The sequence below is a fragment of the Streptomyces sp. NPDC001407 genome, from assembly GCF_042895325.1.
In the GTDB taxonomy this organism is placed as follows: Bacteria; Actinomycetota; Actinomycetes; order Streptomycetales; family Streptomycetaceae; genus Streptomyces.
In genome coordinates this window covers 120008-133873 of the sequence record NZ_JBIAWF010000007.1, presented here as the reverse complement: position 1 = coordinate 133873, position 13866 = coordinate 120008, and the positions used below count along the sequence as shown (strand labels likewise).

The 13866-nt window shown below is 72.1% G+C and carries 14 protein-coding genes and 1 riboswitch; of the genes, 5 read left to right on the top strand and 9 right to left on the bottom strand.

All coding sequences use genetic code 11. The features are described from left to right. Nucleotides 1-41: 41 nt before the first annotated feature. The 7 genes from ACFY1P_RS12930 to ACFY1P_RS12900 all read right to left on the bottom strand — a co-directional run bounded on the left by ACFY1P_RS12930 (nucleotide 42) and on the right by ACFY1P_RS12900 (nucleotide 6558). The gene (locus ACFY1P_RS12930) at nucleotides 42-1643 is read right to left on the bottom strand and encodes an alpha/beta hydrolase (protein WP_361531424.1); all 1602 of its coding nucleotides are present in this window, start codon (nucleotides 1641-1643) and stop codon (nucleotides 42-44) included. A gap of 173 nt (nucleotides 1644-1816) precedes the next feature. After that, a complete protein-coding gene (locus tag ACFY1P_RS12925) occupies nucleotides 1817-2614 on the bottom strand; it encodes an urease accessory protein UreD (protein ID WP_390750633.1) in 798 nt (265 codons plus the stop codon). Next, nucleotides 2611-3306, bottom strand: a complete 696-nt coding sequence (gene ureG / locus ACFY1P_RS12920) for an urease accessory protein UreG (RefSeq protein ID WP_361531418.1) — start codon at nucleotides 3304-3306, stop codon at nucleotides 2611-2613. Before ureG ends, ACFY1P_RS12925 begins: the two co-directional genes overlap by 4 nt. A 217-nt stretch (nucleotides 3307-3523) precedes the next feature. Then, nucleotides 3524-4216 carry an urease accessory protein UreF gene (locus ACFY1P_RS12915; RefSeq protein WP_390750632.1) on the bottom strand — a complete coding sequence of 231 codons (693 nt, stop codon included), beginning with the start codon at nucleotides 4214-4216 and terminating at the stop codon, nucleotides 3524-3526. Further along, nucleotides 4216-5937: an urease subunit alpha gene (locus ACFY1P_RS12910; RefSeq protein WP_361532881.1), complete on the bottom strand. Its 1722-nt coding sequence runs from the start codon at nucleotides 5935-5937 to the stop codon at nucleotides 4216-4218. Before ACFY1P_RS12910 ends, ACFY1P_RS12915 begins: the two co-directional genes overlap by 1 nt. Then, nucleotides 5930-6241 carry an urease subunit beta gene (locus ACFY1P_RS12905; protein ID WP_361532884.1) on the bottom strand — a complete coding sequence of 104 codons (312 nt, stop codon included), beginning with the start codon at nucleotides 6239-6241 and terminating at the stop codon, nucleotides 5930-5932. The genes ACFY1P_RS12910 and ACFY1P_RS12905 overlap by 8 nt, the downstream gene beginning before the upstream one ends. Before the next feature lie 14 nt (nucleotides 6242-6255). Beyond that, nucleotides 6256-6558, bottom strand: coding sequence for an urease subunit gamma (locus ACFY1P_RS12900; RefSeq protein WP_390750631.1), 303 nt, complete (start codon nucleotides 6556-6558; stop codon nucleotides 6256-6258). A 776-nt stretch (nucleotides 6559-7334) separates the two neighbouring features. Continuing rightward, nucleotides 7335-7532, top strand: a riboswitch (cyclic di-AMP (ydaO/yuaA leader). 4 nt (nucleotides 7533-7536) lie between these two features. On the opposite strand from ACFY1P_RS12900, the gene ACFY1P_RS12895 reads away from it, so the two are divergent. Further along, the gene (locus ACFY1P_RS12895; RefSeq protein ID WP_361532890.1) at nucleotides 7537-8007 is read left to right on the top strand and encodes a C40 family peptidase; all 471 of its coding nucleotides are present in this window, start codon (nucleotides 7537-7539) and stop codon (nucleotides 8005-8007) included. A gap of 79 nt (nucleotides 8008-8086) precedes the next feature. Here the strand turns inward: ACFY1P_RS12895 and ACFY1P_RS12890 are convergent, their stop codons facing one another. Then, nucleotides 8087-8527 (bottom strand): ATP-binding protein, encoded by a 441-nt coding sequence (locus ACFY1P_RS12890; RefSeq protein ID WP_361532893.1) that lies wholly within the window; start codon nucleotides 8525-8527, stop codon nucleotides 8087-8089. 241 nt (nucleotides 8528-8768) lie between these two features. On the opposite strand from ACFY1P_RS12890, the gene ACFY1P_RS12885 reads away from it, so the two are divergent. Both ACFY1P_RS12885 and ACFY1P_RS12880 read left to right on the top strand, forming a co-directional pair. After that, on the top strand, nucleotides 8769-9638 hold the full coding sequence (locus ACFY1P_RS12885; protein WP_361532896.1) for a helix-turn-helix transcriptional regulator: 870 nt from the start codon (nucleotides 8769-8771) through the stop codon (nucleotides 9636-9638). Between the two features lie 9 nt (nucleotides 9639-9647). Continuing rightward, entirely contained in the window at nucleotides 9648-9893 is a 246-nt protein-coding gene (locus tag ACFY1P_RS12880; protein ID WP_361532899.1) for a DUF397 domain-containing protein, read from the top strand. A 2-nt stretch (nucleotides 9894-9895) separates the two neighbouring features. On the opposite strand, the gene ACFY1P_RS12875 is transcribed toward ACFY1P_RS12880, so the two are convergent. Then, nucleotides 9896-11047 (bottom strand): 8-amino-7-oxononanoate synthase, encoded by a 1152-nt coding sequence (locus ACFY1P_RS12875; RefSeq protein WP_361532902.1) that lies wholly within the window; start codon nucleotides 11045-11047, stop codon nucleotides 9896-9898. Nucleotides 11048-11270: 223 nt separating this feature from the next. Here ACFY1P_RS12875 and bioB point away from each other — a divergent pair, with 223 nt between their 5' ends. Further along, nucleotides 11271-12485, top strand: a complete 1215-nt coding sequence (bioB, locus tag ACFY1P_RS12870) for a biotin synthase BioB (RefSeq protein ID WP_361532905.1) — start codon at nucleotides 11271-11273, stop codon at nucleotides 12483-12485. After that, nucleotides 12478-13782: an adenosylmethionine--8-amino-7-oxononanoate transaminase gene (locus tag ACFY1P_RS12865; RefSeq protein WP_361532908.1), complete on the top strand. Its 1305-nt coding sequence runs from the start codon at nucleotides 12478-12480 to the stop codon at nucleotides 13780-13782. The genes bioB and ACFY1P_RS12865 overlap by 8 nt, the downstream gene beginning before the upstream one ends. Nucleotides 13783-13866: the final 84 nt, after the last annotated feature.

Sequence of the window (13866 nt, the reverse complement as noted above, 5' to 3'; positions counted from 1 at the left end):
GCGATCTCATGTTCGGGGCTCTGACCGGCAGTGCCCTGGTGCTACTTGGCCGCGGAGGCCTTCGGCGGCTCCGGGACGGCGTGCGGGGCGCACGTGACGTCCTTGGCGTCGACCTTGCCTTCGAGGAGATAGGCGTCGACCCGGGAGTTGATGCAGGGGTTCACGAGGCCCGTGACGCCGTGCGAACCGGCGCCCTGCTCTGTGATCAGGCGCGAGCCCTGGAAGCGCTTGTGGAGCTCGACCGCGCCCGCGTAGGGGGTGGCGGCGTCACGCGTGCTCTGGACGATGAGCGTCTTCGGCAGGCCCTTGTGCGTGGTGACCTCGACCGGCGTGCCCTGAGGGGCCTTCCAGGTGGCGCAGGGCAGGTTCATCCAGGCGTTGGCCCAGGTCATGAAGGGGGCCTGGCGGTTGACGCGGGTGTTGTCCCGGTCCCACTTCTTCCAGCTGGTGGGCCACTTGGCGTCGGCGCACTCGACCGCGGTGTAGACGGCGTTGCCGTTCTCCGCGGTGATGTTGGCCGCCTTGTCGGCCAGGTTCGGGCCGGCCGCGGAGACCAGCGGCTTGCTGTCACCGGCGACGTACTTGCTCCAGGCCTCGGCGACCGGGACCCACGAGGAGTCGTAGTACGCGGCGCTCTGGAAGTAGTTGATGAGCTCGGCCGGGCCGACGACGCCACCGATGGGGCTCTTCTTGGCGGTGGCCCGGATCTTCTCCCAGCCCTGCTGGACCTCGGCCTGGGTGCCGCCGAGGTGGAAGACGGCGTCGTGCTGGGCGACCCACTTCTCCCAGTCCTTGAAGCGGCCCTCGAAGGCGACGTCCTGCTCCAGGTTGGCCTGGTACCAGATGTTCTCCTGCGCCGGGTTGACGACACTGTCGACGATCAGGCGGCGGACGTGGTCGGGGAAGAGCGTGCCGTAGACGGCGCCGAGGTAGGTGCCGTAGGAGACGCCCAGGTAGTTGAGCTTCTTCTCGCCGAGGGCGGCGCGCACGACGTCGATGTCACGGGCGGTGTTGGCCGTCGTGAGGTACGGCAGGAGGTCGCCGCTGCGCTCGGCGCAGCCGTCCGCGTACTGCCGGGCCAGCTTGCGCTGGGCGAGCTTGTCGGCCTCGTTGGAGGGCACCGGGTCGGCCTTGGGCGCCGCCACGAACTTCTGCGGGTCGATGCAGGAGATCGGGGCGGAGTGGCCCACGCCGCGCGGGTCGAAGCCGACGAAGTCGTACGCCTTGGCGGTCTTGGTCCACAGCGGGCTCTTGGTCGTGATCCGCTTGGGGAACCTCATGCCGGAGCCGCCGGGGCCGCCGGGGTTGTAGATCAGCGAACCCTGGCGCTCGGCGGTGCTGCCGGTGGACCGGGCGCGGTCCACGGCGATCTTGATGGTGCGGCCGTTCGGCTTGCGGTAGTCCACGGGAACCGTGACGAAACCGCACTCGATCGGCTTCTCCAGGGCCCAGTCGGCAGGACAGTCCTGCCACTTGATGCCCGCTTTCGCCGCCTTCGCGGCGGCGACCTGCACACCGTGCGCCTCGGCGGCGCCGCCCGGCACGCGGTCGACCGCGCCGGCGGCCGGGGCGGTCAGGAACCCGGCCACCAGCGCGCCGGTCACCGCAGTGCCGGCCGCGCCGAGTATTGATGTAGGTCTCACGTAGGAATCCCCCTGCTGGTGCGCCGCGTGGCGCGGCGGTGATCGCAATACTGCTGCTCGGATCCTTCCGTCTCCCTTGCCATAAAGGACAGGTTCCACAGGGGTTTCTTTACTAATCCGTAAGAATGAAGACACAAAAGATGCCACATGTGGCGCCGTTCATCCCCGTCGCATCAAAACGCCCGCATGGCGCCATCCACCATCAAGTCGCCCGATTCCAGTGCCTTTCGGAGCTGGAGGCCGTCCGGGGCGACCGCGCACACCACGGCGGCCGGTCCGGCGAGCGGGGTGAGGGCGGCCGTCGCGCCGAGCGGGCGCGGTGTCAGGGGGGCGCCCTCGAAGGCCGGGTCGACCACGAGGAGTTGCCCCACGGCCCGGTGGCCGCCGAGCACCGCGCCACCGTCCCAGCCGGGCGCCCCGGGCCCATACGCCAGCTCCTGGTCGAAGAGCGGGCGGCCGGCGCGGTGGACCGTCAGCCGGGCGGTCAGCCGGCCGGGCGGCTCGCCGGCACGGCCGAGGATCTGCTCCTCGCGGAGCACCAGCCGTGCGGTCGGCGCGAGTTCGACGCGGGTGGTGCTGCGCAGGTCGCTGCCCCGCGCGGAGATCAGCGGCTCGGGCAGCCAGTGCAGCGTGGCTCCCTCGCCGACCCTGATCCGGGTGTCGTAGGTGGCCGGCTCGCCCGTACGGCCGGGCAGGGCGATGGTCGCCGCCGTGGTGGAGAAGCTCAGGGCCGCGCCGTCCTCGACCTCGGCGGTGAGGGTGAGCCGGTCGCCGCCGAGGGGCGCGCTCATCGCGCCGACGAGGGCGACCCGCGCCCCGGGCCCGGACGCCCGCAGCCTGCGCAGCGCGAACGGGCCCGCGCCGTCGAGAACGGGCAGGGCCGTCCCGCCCCTGCCGCCGGGGGTGGCGACGATCCGGGCGGCGGCCCGGACGCCGGCGGCGGGCTCGTGCCGTACGGGTGCGAGGGTCATCGGGAGCCGGCGGTCCAGGCGGTGAGCTGCGCGCGTACCCACTCGGAGACGGGCCCGACGCCGCCCTCGGTGGCCAGCGAGGTGAAGGCGACGGGGAGTTCCCCGCGCTGGGCCTTGGCGTCGCGGGCCATGCCCTCCAGGTCGACGCCGACGTAGGGGGCGAGGTCGGTCTTGTTGACGACGAGCAGGTCGGCGGTGGTGACACCGGGGCCGCCCTTGCGCGGGATGTCGTCGCCGCCCGCGACGTCGATGACGAAGATCTGCGCGTCGACGAGCCCCTTGGAGAAGGTGGCGGTGAGGTTGTCGCCACCGGACTCGACCAGGATCAGGTCCAGCGGCCCGACCGCGTCCTCCAGGTCCTCGACGGCTTCGAGGTTGGCCGAGATGTCGTCACGGATGGCGGTGTGCGGGCAGGCGCCGGTCTCGACGGCCGTGATCCGCTCGGGCGGCAGCACGGCGTTGCGGAGCAGGAATTCGGCGTCCTCGCGGGTGTAGATGTCGTTGGTGACGACGGCGATGGACAGCCGGTCGCGCAGCTCGCGGCAGAGCGCGGCGACGGTCGCGGTCTTCCCGGACCCGACGGGCCCACCGAGCCCTATCCGCAGGGCACGGCGCGACCCGTCACCGCGGAGCGGGTTCGCTGCGCTGTACGTGTGACGGTGGGGGTAGGCGTCGGGGTGATCGAGGTGCATGGTCCCTCCGGGGGTTCGGTCATGGGCGTCTGTGGTGCCGCCGCCTGCGGCGGGAGCGGCCTGCGGGCGTGTCCTCAAACGCCGGACGGGCTGGATTTGGGCTGATGTGGGTGCGCCATTCTTTTCAGCCCGTCCGGCGATTGACGACGCGCCCGAAGGGCGCTGGGGTCCGGGGTCTCCCCGGTTTCGGGAAGGGGCGGGACTGGGGAAATTTCCCCTACGTCGCAAACAACCGCACCGGCCAAGCCGCATGCACCTCCGCCGTGATGTCGAGCAAGGGCGCGGAACACGCGGGCAGGGCCGCCACTCCCCCACGCGCCGCGTCAGCCGCCCGCGCCGCGACAAGGTCCAGCTCCGGCGCCAGCCGGGCCAGAACCCCCGTCGCGTCGAACGGATCGAGGCTGAGCAGCCGTACGACCGCCGTCGCCGGGCCGCTGACCGATTCGTAGACGGCGGCGTACGCGGCGTCCAGCGGAGTCAGCCCGGCGGCGCGGGCGGCCAGCCCGAGCACGATCGGCTGGTGGGCGCCGCGCGGCCGGGCCGCCACCAGCGCCTCCAGCTCGGGCGAGGGCCATGTGGCCCGTACGGCGCGGGTCATCTGCCGCCCCAGGCGGCGCGCGGCGGCGCGCAGGGCCGGTGAGGGCGTGCGCGCGTCGGCGGCCTCGTCGAGCGCGAGCGGGTCGAGGCCCGCGGCGGCCGCGGCGGCGAGCCCGGCGGCGGTGAGCCCGGCGGTGTGCAGCCGCCCCCGGCAGAACGCCTCCAGGCTCTCCGCGTCCCGGACGCGGCCCGCCTTGACGGCGGCCTCGGCGCCACCGGAGTGCGCGTGGCCTCCCGCCGGGAACCGCCCGTCGGCGAGGACGAGCAGCGCGGCCCGCGCGGCCGACGGCGCGAGCGTCTCCCTCGCTGCCATCAGAAGAGGAAGTAGCGCTGCGCCATGGGCAGTTCCGCCACCGGCTGTGGTTCGATCACATCGCCGTCGACCGTGACCGTGAACGTGTCGGGGTCGACCTCCACCCGGGGGCGGGCGTCGTTGTTGCGCATGTCCGCCTTGGTGACGCCGCGCGTGCTGCGGATCGGGGTGAAGCGCTTGCCGAGGCCGAGCCGCTCGGGCAGGCCGTCGTCGAGGGCCCACTGGGTGACGAAGTTCAGGGAGTTGGCGGCGGGTGCCCGGCCGGTGGCGCCGTACATGGGGCGCGGCAGGATCGGCTGCGGGGTGGGGATGGAGGCGTTCGCGTCGCCCATCTGCGCGTACGCGATCTGGCCGCCCTTGATGACGAGCAGCGGCTTGACGCCGAAGAACGCCGGTTCCCACAGCACGAGGTCGGCGAGCTTGCCGGTCTCGACGGAGCCGATCTCGTGGTCGAGGCCCTGCGCGACGGCCGGGTTGATGGTGTATTTGGCGACATAGCGCCGGGCCCGCCGGTTGTCGGCGGCGCCGTCCCCCGGCAGGGCGCCGCGCCGCCGCTTCATCACGTGCGCCGTCTGCCAGGTGCGCAGCACGACCTCGCCGACGCGGCCCATCGCCTGGGAGTCGGAGGAGATGATCGAGATGGCACCCAGGTCGTGCAGGACGTCCTCGGCCGCGATGGTGCCGGGCCTGATCCGGGACTCGGCGAAGGCGAGGTCCTCGGGCACGGCCGGGTTGAGGTGGTGACAGACCATCAGCATGTCGAGGTGTTCGTCGACGGTGTTGACGGTGTGCGGCCGGGTCGGGTTGGTGGAGCTGGGGAGGACGTTGGCCTCGGAGACGACGGTGATGATGTCGGGCGCGTGCCCGCCGCCCGCGCCCTCGGTGTGGTAGGCGTGGAGGGTGCGTCCGGCGATCGCGGCGAGGGTGTCGCCGACGAAGCCCGCCTCGTTGAGCGTGTCGGTGTGGATGGCGAGCTGGGCGCCGCTCTCCTCGCAGACGGCCAGGCAGGCGTCGATGACGGCGGGGGTGGCCCCCCAGTCCTCGTGGATCTTGAAGCCGACGGCTCCGGCGCGCAGTTGGGCGCGCATGGAGTCGTAGGAGACGGTGTTGCCCTTGCCGAGGAAGCCGACGTTGAGCGGGTAGCCCTCCATCGCCTCGAACATCCGGGCAAGGTGCCAGGAGCCGGGGGTGATGGTGGTGGCCTTGCTGCCCTCGGCCGGGCCGGTGCCGCCGCCCACCAGCGTGGTGACGCCGGAGGCGAGGGCCTCGTCCGCGATCTGCGGGCAGATGAAGTGGACGTGGGCGTCGACGGCCCCGGCGGTGAGGATCTTCCCGTTGCCCGCGATGATCTCGGTCTCGGGGCCGATGACGAGGTCGGGGTGGACACCGTCCATGGTGTCGGGGTTGCCGGCCTTGCCGATGCCGGTGATGCGGCCGTCGCGGATGCCGATGTCGGCCTTGACGACGCCCCAGTGGTCGAGGACGACGGCGCCGGTGATGACGGTGTCGGGGGCGCCGTCGGCGCGGGTCGCGCGGGACTGGCCCATGGACTCCCGGATGACCTTGCCGCCGCCGAAGACCGCCTCGTCCCCGGCGTGGCCGGGGCCCCCGCTGCGGTCCTCCTCGATCTCGACGAGGAGGTCGGTGTCGGCGAGGCGGATGCGGTCGCCGACAGTGGGGCCGAACAGTTCCGCGTACGCGGCCCGGCTGAGCTCAGTCATCGAGCGGTCCTCCGCACTCGCCGCGCAGCCCCTCGACGATCCGCTTGCCGGCGATCGGCACCAGGCCGACCTCGACGGGGATGCCGGGCTCGAAGCGCACGGCGGTGCCGGCGGCGATGTCGAGCCGCTTGCCGCGCGCGGCGGCGCGGTCGAAGTCGAGGCCCGGGTTGGCCTCGGCGAAGTGATAGTGCGAGCCGACCTGCACGGGCCGGTCGGCGGCGTTGAGCACGGTGAGACGGGTGCGGTGGAGCCCCTGGTTGAGGGGTACGGGGGCGTCGGCGAGCAGGATCTCTCCGGGAATCATGGCGGTCTTCCCCTTCAGCCGATGGGCTCGTGCACGGTGACGAGCTTGGTGCCGTCCGGGAAGGTGGCCTCCACCTGGACCTCGTGGATCATCTCGGGTATGCCGCTCATCACTTCGTCGCGGGTGAGCACCTTGCGCCCGGAGGACATCAGCTCGGCGACGGTCCGGCCGTCGCGGGCGCCTTCCAGGACGTGGACGGTGATCAGGGCCACCGCCTCGGGGTGGTTGAGGAGCACCCCACGGGCGCGGCGCTTCTCGGCTACGTCGGCGGCCACATGGAGAAGCAGGCGTTCCTGCTCATGCGGGGAGAGTTGCATGCGTCCACCTCACTGACGAACCAGTCCCCCTAGCGGAACCCAACGGGGGCACACAAGAGTTCTACACACCTTTGACCTGGGGTTCTTCATCGGACGGCCAGGGATTGCAGATTAGAGCGGAAGCTTTTCCAACGCGTTAACTGACTCTTTGCGCATCCATGGCCAGAGGAGTCGGGAGGGACCGGAGGGGCGGAAGGGGCGGATCCGGCGATCCGGGCCGGGACTTGGTGCCGCTGCTGTCTGCATCTACTGGATCTTCTGGTCCGGATCACTCCGCCGCTCCCTCATGACACGTACGACGGACTACGGGCGCCGCAGACCGCGCGCGTCGGCCGCACGGGGCCGGGAGAAGTCCTCGCAGCCGCGTTCGAGGACGGTGGGCGGGAGTTGCCCGGGAGCACCCTGGCGCGTCCGGTGCCGGTCCGGGCCGGGGCGCGGCGGCGCGTCCGGGGCGCCATCCCGCTCACACTCCCGCCCGCGCCCATGGATCACGGGTCGGCGGGCGAATAAACACCGCTCCCCCAGACGCCGGACGGTGTCGTAGACGAGGCGCGGTGATCGATTTCAGCCGGGCACGCACGCCGCGCCGGAGCCCTGTCGACGGGCCCCAGGCCAGCGGCTCAACAGGGCTTCGCCGAAACGGACAATCCCCGTCGTGTCCAGCGGAATTGCCCAGGAGTGAGCAGCCTCACATACCTCTGGTTCCGCTCGGAATCCGTACCTGGGCTGCGCCAAGATCCCGTCGACGACAAGACCCCGCCATCCCGGCGGGGCGGTCCAGGCGGACGCCGAACCCCGCCGCTGTCTGGATGCCGGGTCGACCGATCGCACCGGTGGGGATGGAGGACCCGAGCACGGTGGGACGACCAAGAGTAGTGCGGTCGGCCCTTGGGGTGAAGCCGTTGACACGGCCGGGCATCTTCGCCTGCCCGAACCCGACAGGTCATCCTTCACAGGCGGCTGACGAAGGGTTGGCACATGGGCGCGCACAAACGTCCGTCAATGATGTCCAGGGCCGGCGCGGCCTCCGCGCTCACGCTCGCCGCCGTCGGCGCCACGGTGCTGGTGCCGGGCGGCGCGACAGGGGCAGCGGCATCGACCGTCGCCACCGAAGCACTGCACATCGCGGCCTCGAAACAGGGCTCGCCCTATCAATGGGGTGCGACCGGCCCTTACCGCTTCGACTGCTCGGGCCTGACCCTCTACTCCTTCAAGCGGGCCGGGAAGAGCCTGCCCCGCACCGCCGCCGAGCAGTACAACCGGACCACCCACATCTCCCGCTCCGCCCGCGAAGCCGGTGACCTGGTGTTCTTCGTCTCCGGCCAGGGTGTCTACCACGTCGGGATATACGCGGGTGGCGGCAAGATCTGGCACGCGCCCAAGACCGGCGCGGTGGTCCGTCTGGAGCGGATCTGGACGAACAACGTCCGCTACGGCCGGGTGGACTGACCGGCCCTCACGCCCGGCAGCACGCGGCCGCGACGCCGCGCCGGGGCCCCGCACGCCGTGCGGGGCCCCGGCCCCGCCCTCACCGTTCGGCGCTGAGGGCGGGCACCGTCCAGGGCAACGAGATCCACACGGTCTTGCCGCCGTCCGGGTTCGGGGTGAAGAAGACCCTTCCCCCGCGCTCCGCGGTGAGGCAGCGGATGATGACCAGGCCCCGCCCGTTGTCCTGCTGGACGGCGGCGGGCAGTCTGCGGGGCAAGCGCGGGTGGCTGTCCGTGACCCCGATCCGCAACTGCCGGTCGAGTTCGAGCCGGACCTCGACGGTGAAGGTGGGCGACTGGCCGCGGGTGTGCTGCACGGCGTTGGTGGCGAGCTCGGAGACGATCAGCCGCACGGTCTCGGCGGCTTCCGTGCCGCCCGGCAGCCCCCAGTCCGCGAGCACGCCGGCCACATAGCGGCGTGCGGTGGAGACCGAGGCGGGGGCGCTCGGCAGGGTGACGGTGGCTTCTTGATGATCTGCCATGGCGCAGTCCCTTTCCCGCCGGGAGCGGACTCCGACGCAATGCGCCGTGAAGTCGAGAGCGCTTCCGGTCGGCTCTGCGCGACAGCCTGCCACCGGAAATGGTGAGGATGCGGGCGATCTCCCGAGATCTGCATATATCTGTCGCTCGAAGCGGTGAACTCTACGACGAGCGACCGGATTCCGGCGGCACAGTGGTCTATTGACAAGAAACACCAGGTTCACCACGGGCGGAGGCAGGGCTATGCGAAACGGACCCGCGGTGCGCCGCCGCAAACTCGGCGGTGAGCTGCGCCGCCAGCGCGAACTCGCGGGACTGACCAGCCTGGAGGCCGCCCACGCGGTGGGCTGGCACCAGTCGAAAGTCAGCCGGATCGAGACGGGCAGCAGTGGCGTGAAGTCCTCGGACGTCGCGCTGCTGCTGGACGCGTACGGAGTGTCGGACCCCGAACTGCGCGCGCTGCTGGGAGCGCTGTGCGGGGCGGGCACCGCCGATGCGGAGGGCGGCCGCCGGGGCTGGTGGTACGCCTACCGCAATCTGCTGCCCCCGGCGTATCTCGACTTCATCAGCCTGGAATCGGAGGCGTCGCGGTTACGCACCCTGGAGACGACGGTCGTGCCGGGCCTCCTCCAGACTCCCGCCTACGCCCGCGCCGTGACCCGTGCGGCGCTCAACGACCCGCCGCCGGAACAGGTCGAGAAGCTGGTCCGGGTGCGCATGGCACGGCAGTCGGTGCTGGGTGGCGCCAGCCCACTGGAGTTGTGCGCCGTGCTGGACGAGGCGGTGCTCCGCCATCAGGTCGGCGGACGGGAGGTCATGGCCGGGCAGTTGCGACACCTGGTGGAAACGGGTGCACAGCGTCATGTGCGGCTGCATGTACTGCCGTTCTCCAGGAGCGGCCACATTGGCATCACCGGGCCTTTTGTTATTTTCTCATTTCCGCGCATTGCTGATCTGGACGTGGTTGTTCTCGACCATTTGACGAGTAGCCTCTACCTGGAGCGGAAAGAAGACCTCCGGGCGTACGCCGCCGCATTCACCACGCTGCGGGCGCACGCCCTCTCGCACGAGAACTCGCTGGATTTCATCGCCGGGATCAACGACGGCGCGTAAGGAGGCACCATGTCCGCAATGCCTCGGTACGTACCTTCCCATTCGGCCCTGTGCGGCGCAGTGTGGCGACGCAGCAGTTACAGCACCGGAATGAACAACTGCGTAGAGACGGCCGGTCCGGCCCCCGGGCTCCTGGCCGTGCGCGACTCGAAGAACACCGCCCTGTCCGCCCTGTTGCTCTCCCCCGCCGCCTGGTCCTCCTTCATCACAGGACTGTGCGACGGCTCCCTCCGTCCCCCCGACCGCACGGACTGAGCTCAGGCGGCCGGCGCGGTCCGTACGACCGTGCCGACCGCCTCCTCGATCTGCCGGTCCGACAGGTCCGCGCGGGCGGTCAGCCGCAGCCGCGAGATGCCGTCGGGCACGGACGGCGGCCGGAAGCAGCCGACCGCGAGCCCCGCGGCCCGGCAGTCGGCCGCCCAGCGCACCGCCGCCTCGGGGGACGGCGCCCGTACGGACACCACCGCCGCGTCGGGCCGTACGGCCTCCAGGCCCGCGGCCGTCACCCCGCGGTGCAGCTCGCGGGCGACGTGCCGGGCACGGGCCGCGCGCTGCGGCTCGCGGCGCAGCACCCCGAGGCTCGCCAGGGCCGCGCCCACGGCGGCCGGGGCGAGGCCGGTGTCGAAGATGAAGGTCCGGGCGTTGCTGACCAGGTGCCTGATCACCCGGGCCGGGCCGAGGACGGCGCCGCCCTGGCTGCCCAGGGACTTCGACAGGGTGACGGTGGCGACGACGTCCTCGGCGCCCGCGAGTCCCGCCGCGTGCACGGCCCCGCGGCCGCCGTCGCCGAGTACGCCCAGCCCGTGCGCGTCGTCCACGAGCAGGGCCGCGCCATGGGCCCGGCAGGCGTCGGCGAGCGCGGCCAGCGGTGCGGCGTCGCCGTCGACGGAGAAGACGGAGTCGGTGACGGCCAGCGCGCGGCCGCCGTGGGCGTCGAGCGTCTTGCGGACCACCTCCGGATCGGCGTGCGGGACCACGGCGGTCGCGGCCCGGGCGAGCCGGCAGCCGTCGATGAGCGAGGCGTGGTTGCCCGCGTCGGAGACCACGAGGGTGGCGTTGTCCGCGGGCCCGGTGAGCGCGGTGACGGCGGCGAGGTTGGCCGCGTAGCCCGAGGAGAACACCAGGGCCGCCTCGAAGCCGCAGAAGGCGGCCAGTTCCTCCTCCAGCCGGGCGTGCAGTGCGGTGCTGCCGGTGACCAGCCGCGAACCGGTCGATCCCGCGCCCCACCGCAGCGCGGCACCGGCCGCCGCCGCGGTGACCTCCGGGTGCCGGGTGAGCCCCAGATAGTCGTTGCCCGCCAGGTCGGTCAGCGGCGAATCGGCGGGGCGCGGACGCAGGTCCCGCACCAGACCGGCGGCGAGGCGGCGCTCGTGGTGCCGGTCGATCCAGTCGAACGGGTCCTGGGGCATCGGCCGTCCTTGTCGTTTTTCGTGAGGAGCGGTGGAGGGGCGCTGGAGGAGCGGTGGAGAGGCGGGAGCACGGCGGGCCCCGGGGCCCGGCTTTGTATGCAGTGCATAGAACGTAGTCCTCGTCGTGCCCGGTCAGGGTGTGGCAATACACACACCTCAAAAGGCGGCTGTTGTGCGATATCTCCATTGGCCCGAGGCGGTGCGGTGCGTAAGGATCTCGGCCATGGACCTGCTGAACACGCTGGTGGACAAGGGGTTGCGGCGGGAGCTGCCGACCCGTGAAGAGGCGCTCGCCGTACTGGCGACCTCCGACGACGAACTGCTCGATGTGGTGGCCGCGGCGGGCAAGGTGCGCCGCAAGTGGTTCGGGCGCCGGGTGAAGCTCAACTATCTGGTCAACCTCAAGTCCGGGCTCTGCCCCGAGGACTGCTCCTACTGCTCGCAACGGCTCGGTTCCACGGCCGGGATCCTGAAGTACACCTGGCTGAAGCCGGAGGAGGCGTCGCAGGCGGCGGCCGCCGGTGTCGCGGGCGGCGCGAAGCGCGTCTGCCTCGTGGCCAGCGGGCGCGGGCCGACGGACCGGGACGTGGAGCGGGTCACCAGGACCATCGAGGCGATCAAGGAGCAGAACGAGGACGTCGAGGTGTGTGCCTGCCTCGGGCTGCTCTCCGCCGGGCAGGCGGAGCGGCTGCGCGCCGCGGGTGCCGATGCCTACAACCACAACCTCAACACCTCCGAGGCCACCTACGGCGGCATCACCACGACGCACACCTACGCCGACCGCGTGGACACCGTGCAGCAGGCGCAGGCGGCGGGCATGTCCGCGTGCTCCGGGCTGATCGCGGGCATGGGCGAGACCGACGCCGACCTCGTCGACGTGGTGTTCTCCCTGCGGGAGCTGGACCCGGACTCGGTGCCGGTCAACTTCCTCATCCCCTTCGAGGGGACGCCGCTGGCGAAGGAGTGGAACCTCACCCCCCAGCGCGCGCTGCGGATCCTGGCGATGGTGCGGTTCGTCTGCCCGGACGTGGAGGTCCGGCTGGCGGGCGGCCGCGAGGTGCACCTGCGCTCGATGCAGCCGCTCGCGCTGCACCTGGCCAACTCGATCTTCCTCGGCGACTATCTGACCAGTGAGGGCCAGGAGGGCAAGGCCGACCTGGCGATGATCGAGGACGCGGGCTTCGAGGTGGAGGGCGCGGACACCACGACCCTGCCGGAGCACCGCGCCGACGCCCTGGCCGGCGGCTGCGGCGGGCACGGCGGTGGCGGCTGCGGCCCGTGCGGGGACGGCGCCGCCGAGGCTCCCGCCTCGGAGCCTTCGGGAGCCACGGAGCCTTCGGGAGCCGGGGTTCCGGCCGGCGCCCCGGGCGAGGTGCGCCCGGAACTGGTCGCCGTACGGCGCCGGGGCGCGGGGACGGATCTGCCGCCCAATGCCTGAGCCGCTCGCCCCGGGCGAGTTGCTCGCCCTCGACCGGCAGCACGTCTGGCACCCGTACGGCCCGATGCCGGGCCGCCAGGAGCCGCTGATCGTCGCTTCCGCGTCGGGGGTGCGGCTGCGGCTCGCCGAACCGGCCCACGGCAGGGACGAGTTGATCGACGGGATGTCGTCGTGGTGGTCCGCCGTCCACGGCTACAACCACCCCGTGCTCAACGCGGCCGCGCGGGAACAGCTGGACCGGATGAGCCATGTGATGTTCGGCGGGCTCACCCATGAGCCCGCCGTGCGGCTCGCGGCCCGCCTGGTGGAGATCACGCCCGAGGGCCTCGAACACGTCTTCCTCGCCGACTCCGGTTCGGTGTCGGTCGAGGTGGCCGTGAAGATGTGCCTCCAGTTCTGGCGCTCGGCCGGACGGCCGGAGAAGCACCGGCTGATGACGTGGCGCGGCGGCTACCACGGGGACACCTGGCAGCCGATGGCCGTGTGCGACCCGGACGGCGGGATGCACGAGCTGTGGTCGGGCGCGCTCCCCCGGCAGGTGTTCGCGGACGCGCCGCCGCACGACTACGACACGGACGCGGTGGACGCCTACTCGGCGCACCTGCGGGAGGTCCTCGCGCGCCACGCGCACGAGCTGGCCGCCGTGATCGTGGAGCCGGTCGTGCAGGGCGCGGGCGGGATGCGCTTCCACGACCCGGTGTATCTGCGGGTGCTGCGCGAGGCGTGCGACGAGCACGGCGTGCTGCTGGTCCTGGACGAGATCGCCACCGGCTTCGGCCGTACGGGCAGGCTCTTCGCGGCCGAGCACGCGGGCATCACCCCGGATGTGATGTGTCTGGGCAAAGCGTTGACCGGCGGCTATCTCACGATGGCCGCGACCTTGTGCACGGCGCGGGTCGCGGAGGGCATCTCCCGGGGCGAGGTCCCGGTGCTGGCCCACGGCCCGACGTTCATGGGCAACCCGCTGGCGGCGGCCGTGGCGTGCGCGTCCATCGACCTGCTGCTGTCGCAGGACTGGCAGACGGAGGTCAAGCGCATCGAGTCCGCCCTGCGCGACGGGCTCGCCGACGCGGCCGCGCTGCCGTCGGTACGGGACGTCCGGGTGCTCGGCGCGATCGGCGTGGTCGAGCTGGACCACGAGGTCGACGTGGCGGCGGCGACCCGCGCGGCGGTCGGCGAGGGCGTCTGGCTCCGCCCGTTCCGCAACCTCGTCTACACGATGCCGCCGTATGTGACGGGGGACGAGGACGTGGCCCGGATCTGCGCGGCGGTGTGCGCGGCGGCGCGGGCGGCGTAGGGGCCGTAGGGGCTCCTTCTCCATGCGGCCGCCTGCCGGGGGTGCGACGGGCTGGTTCTCGGCCCGTCCGGCGTTGGAGGACAC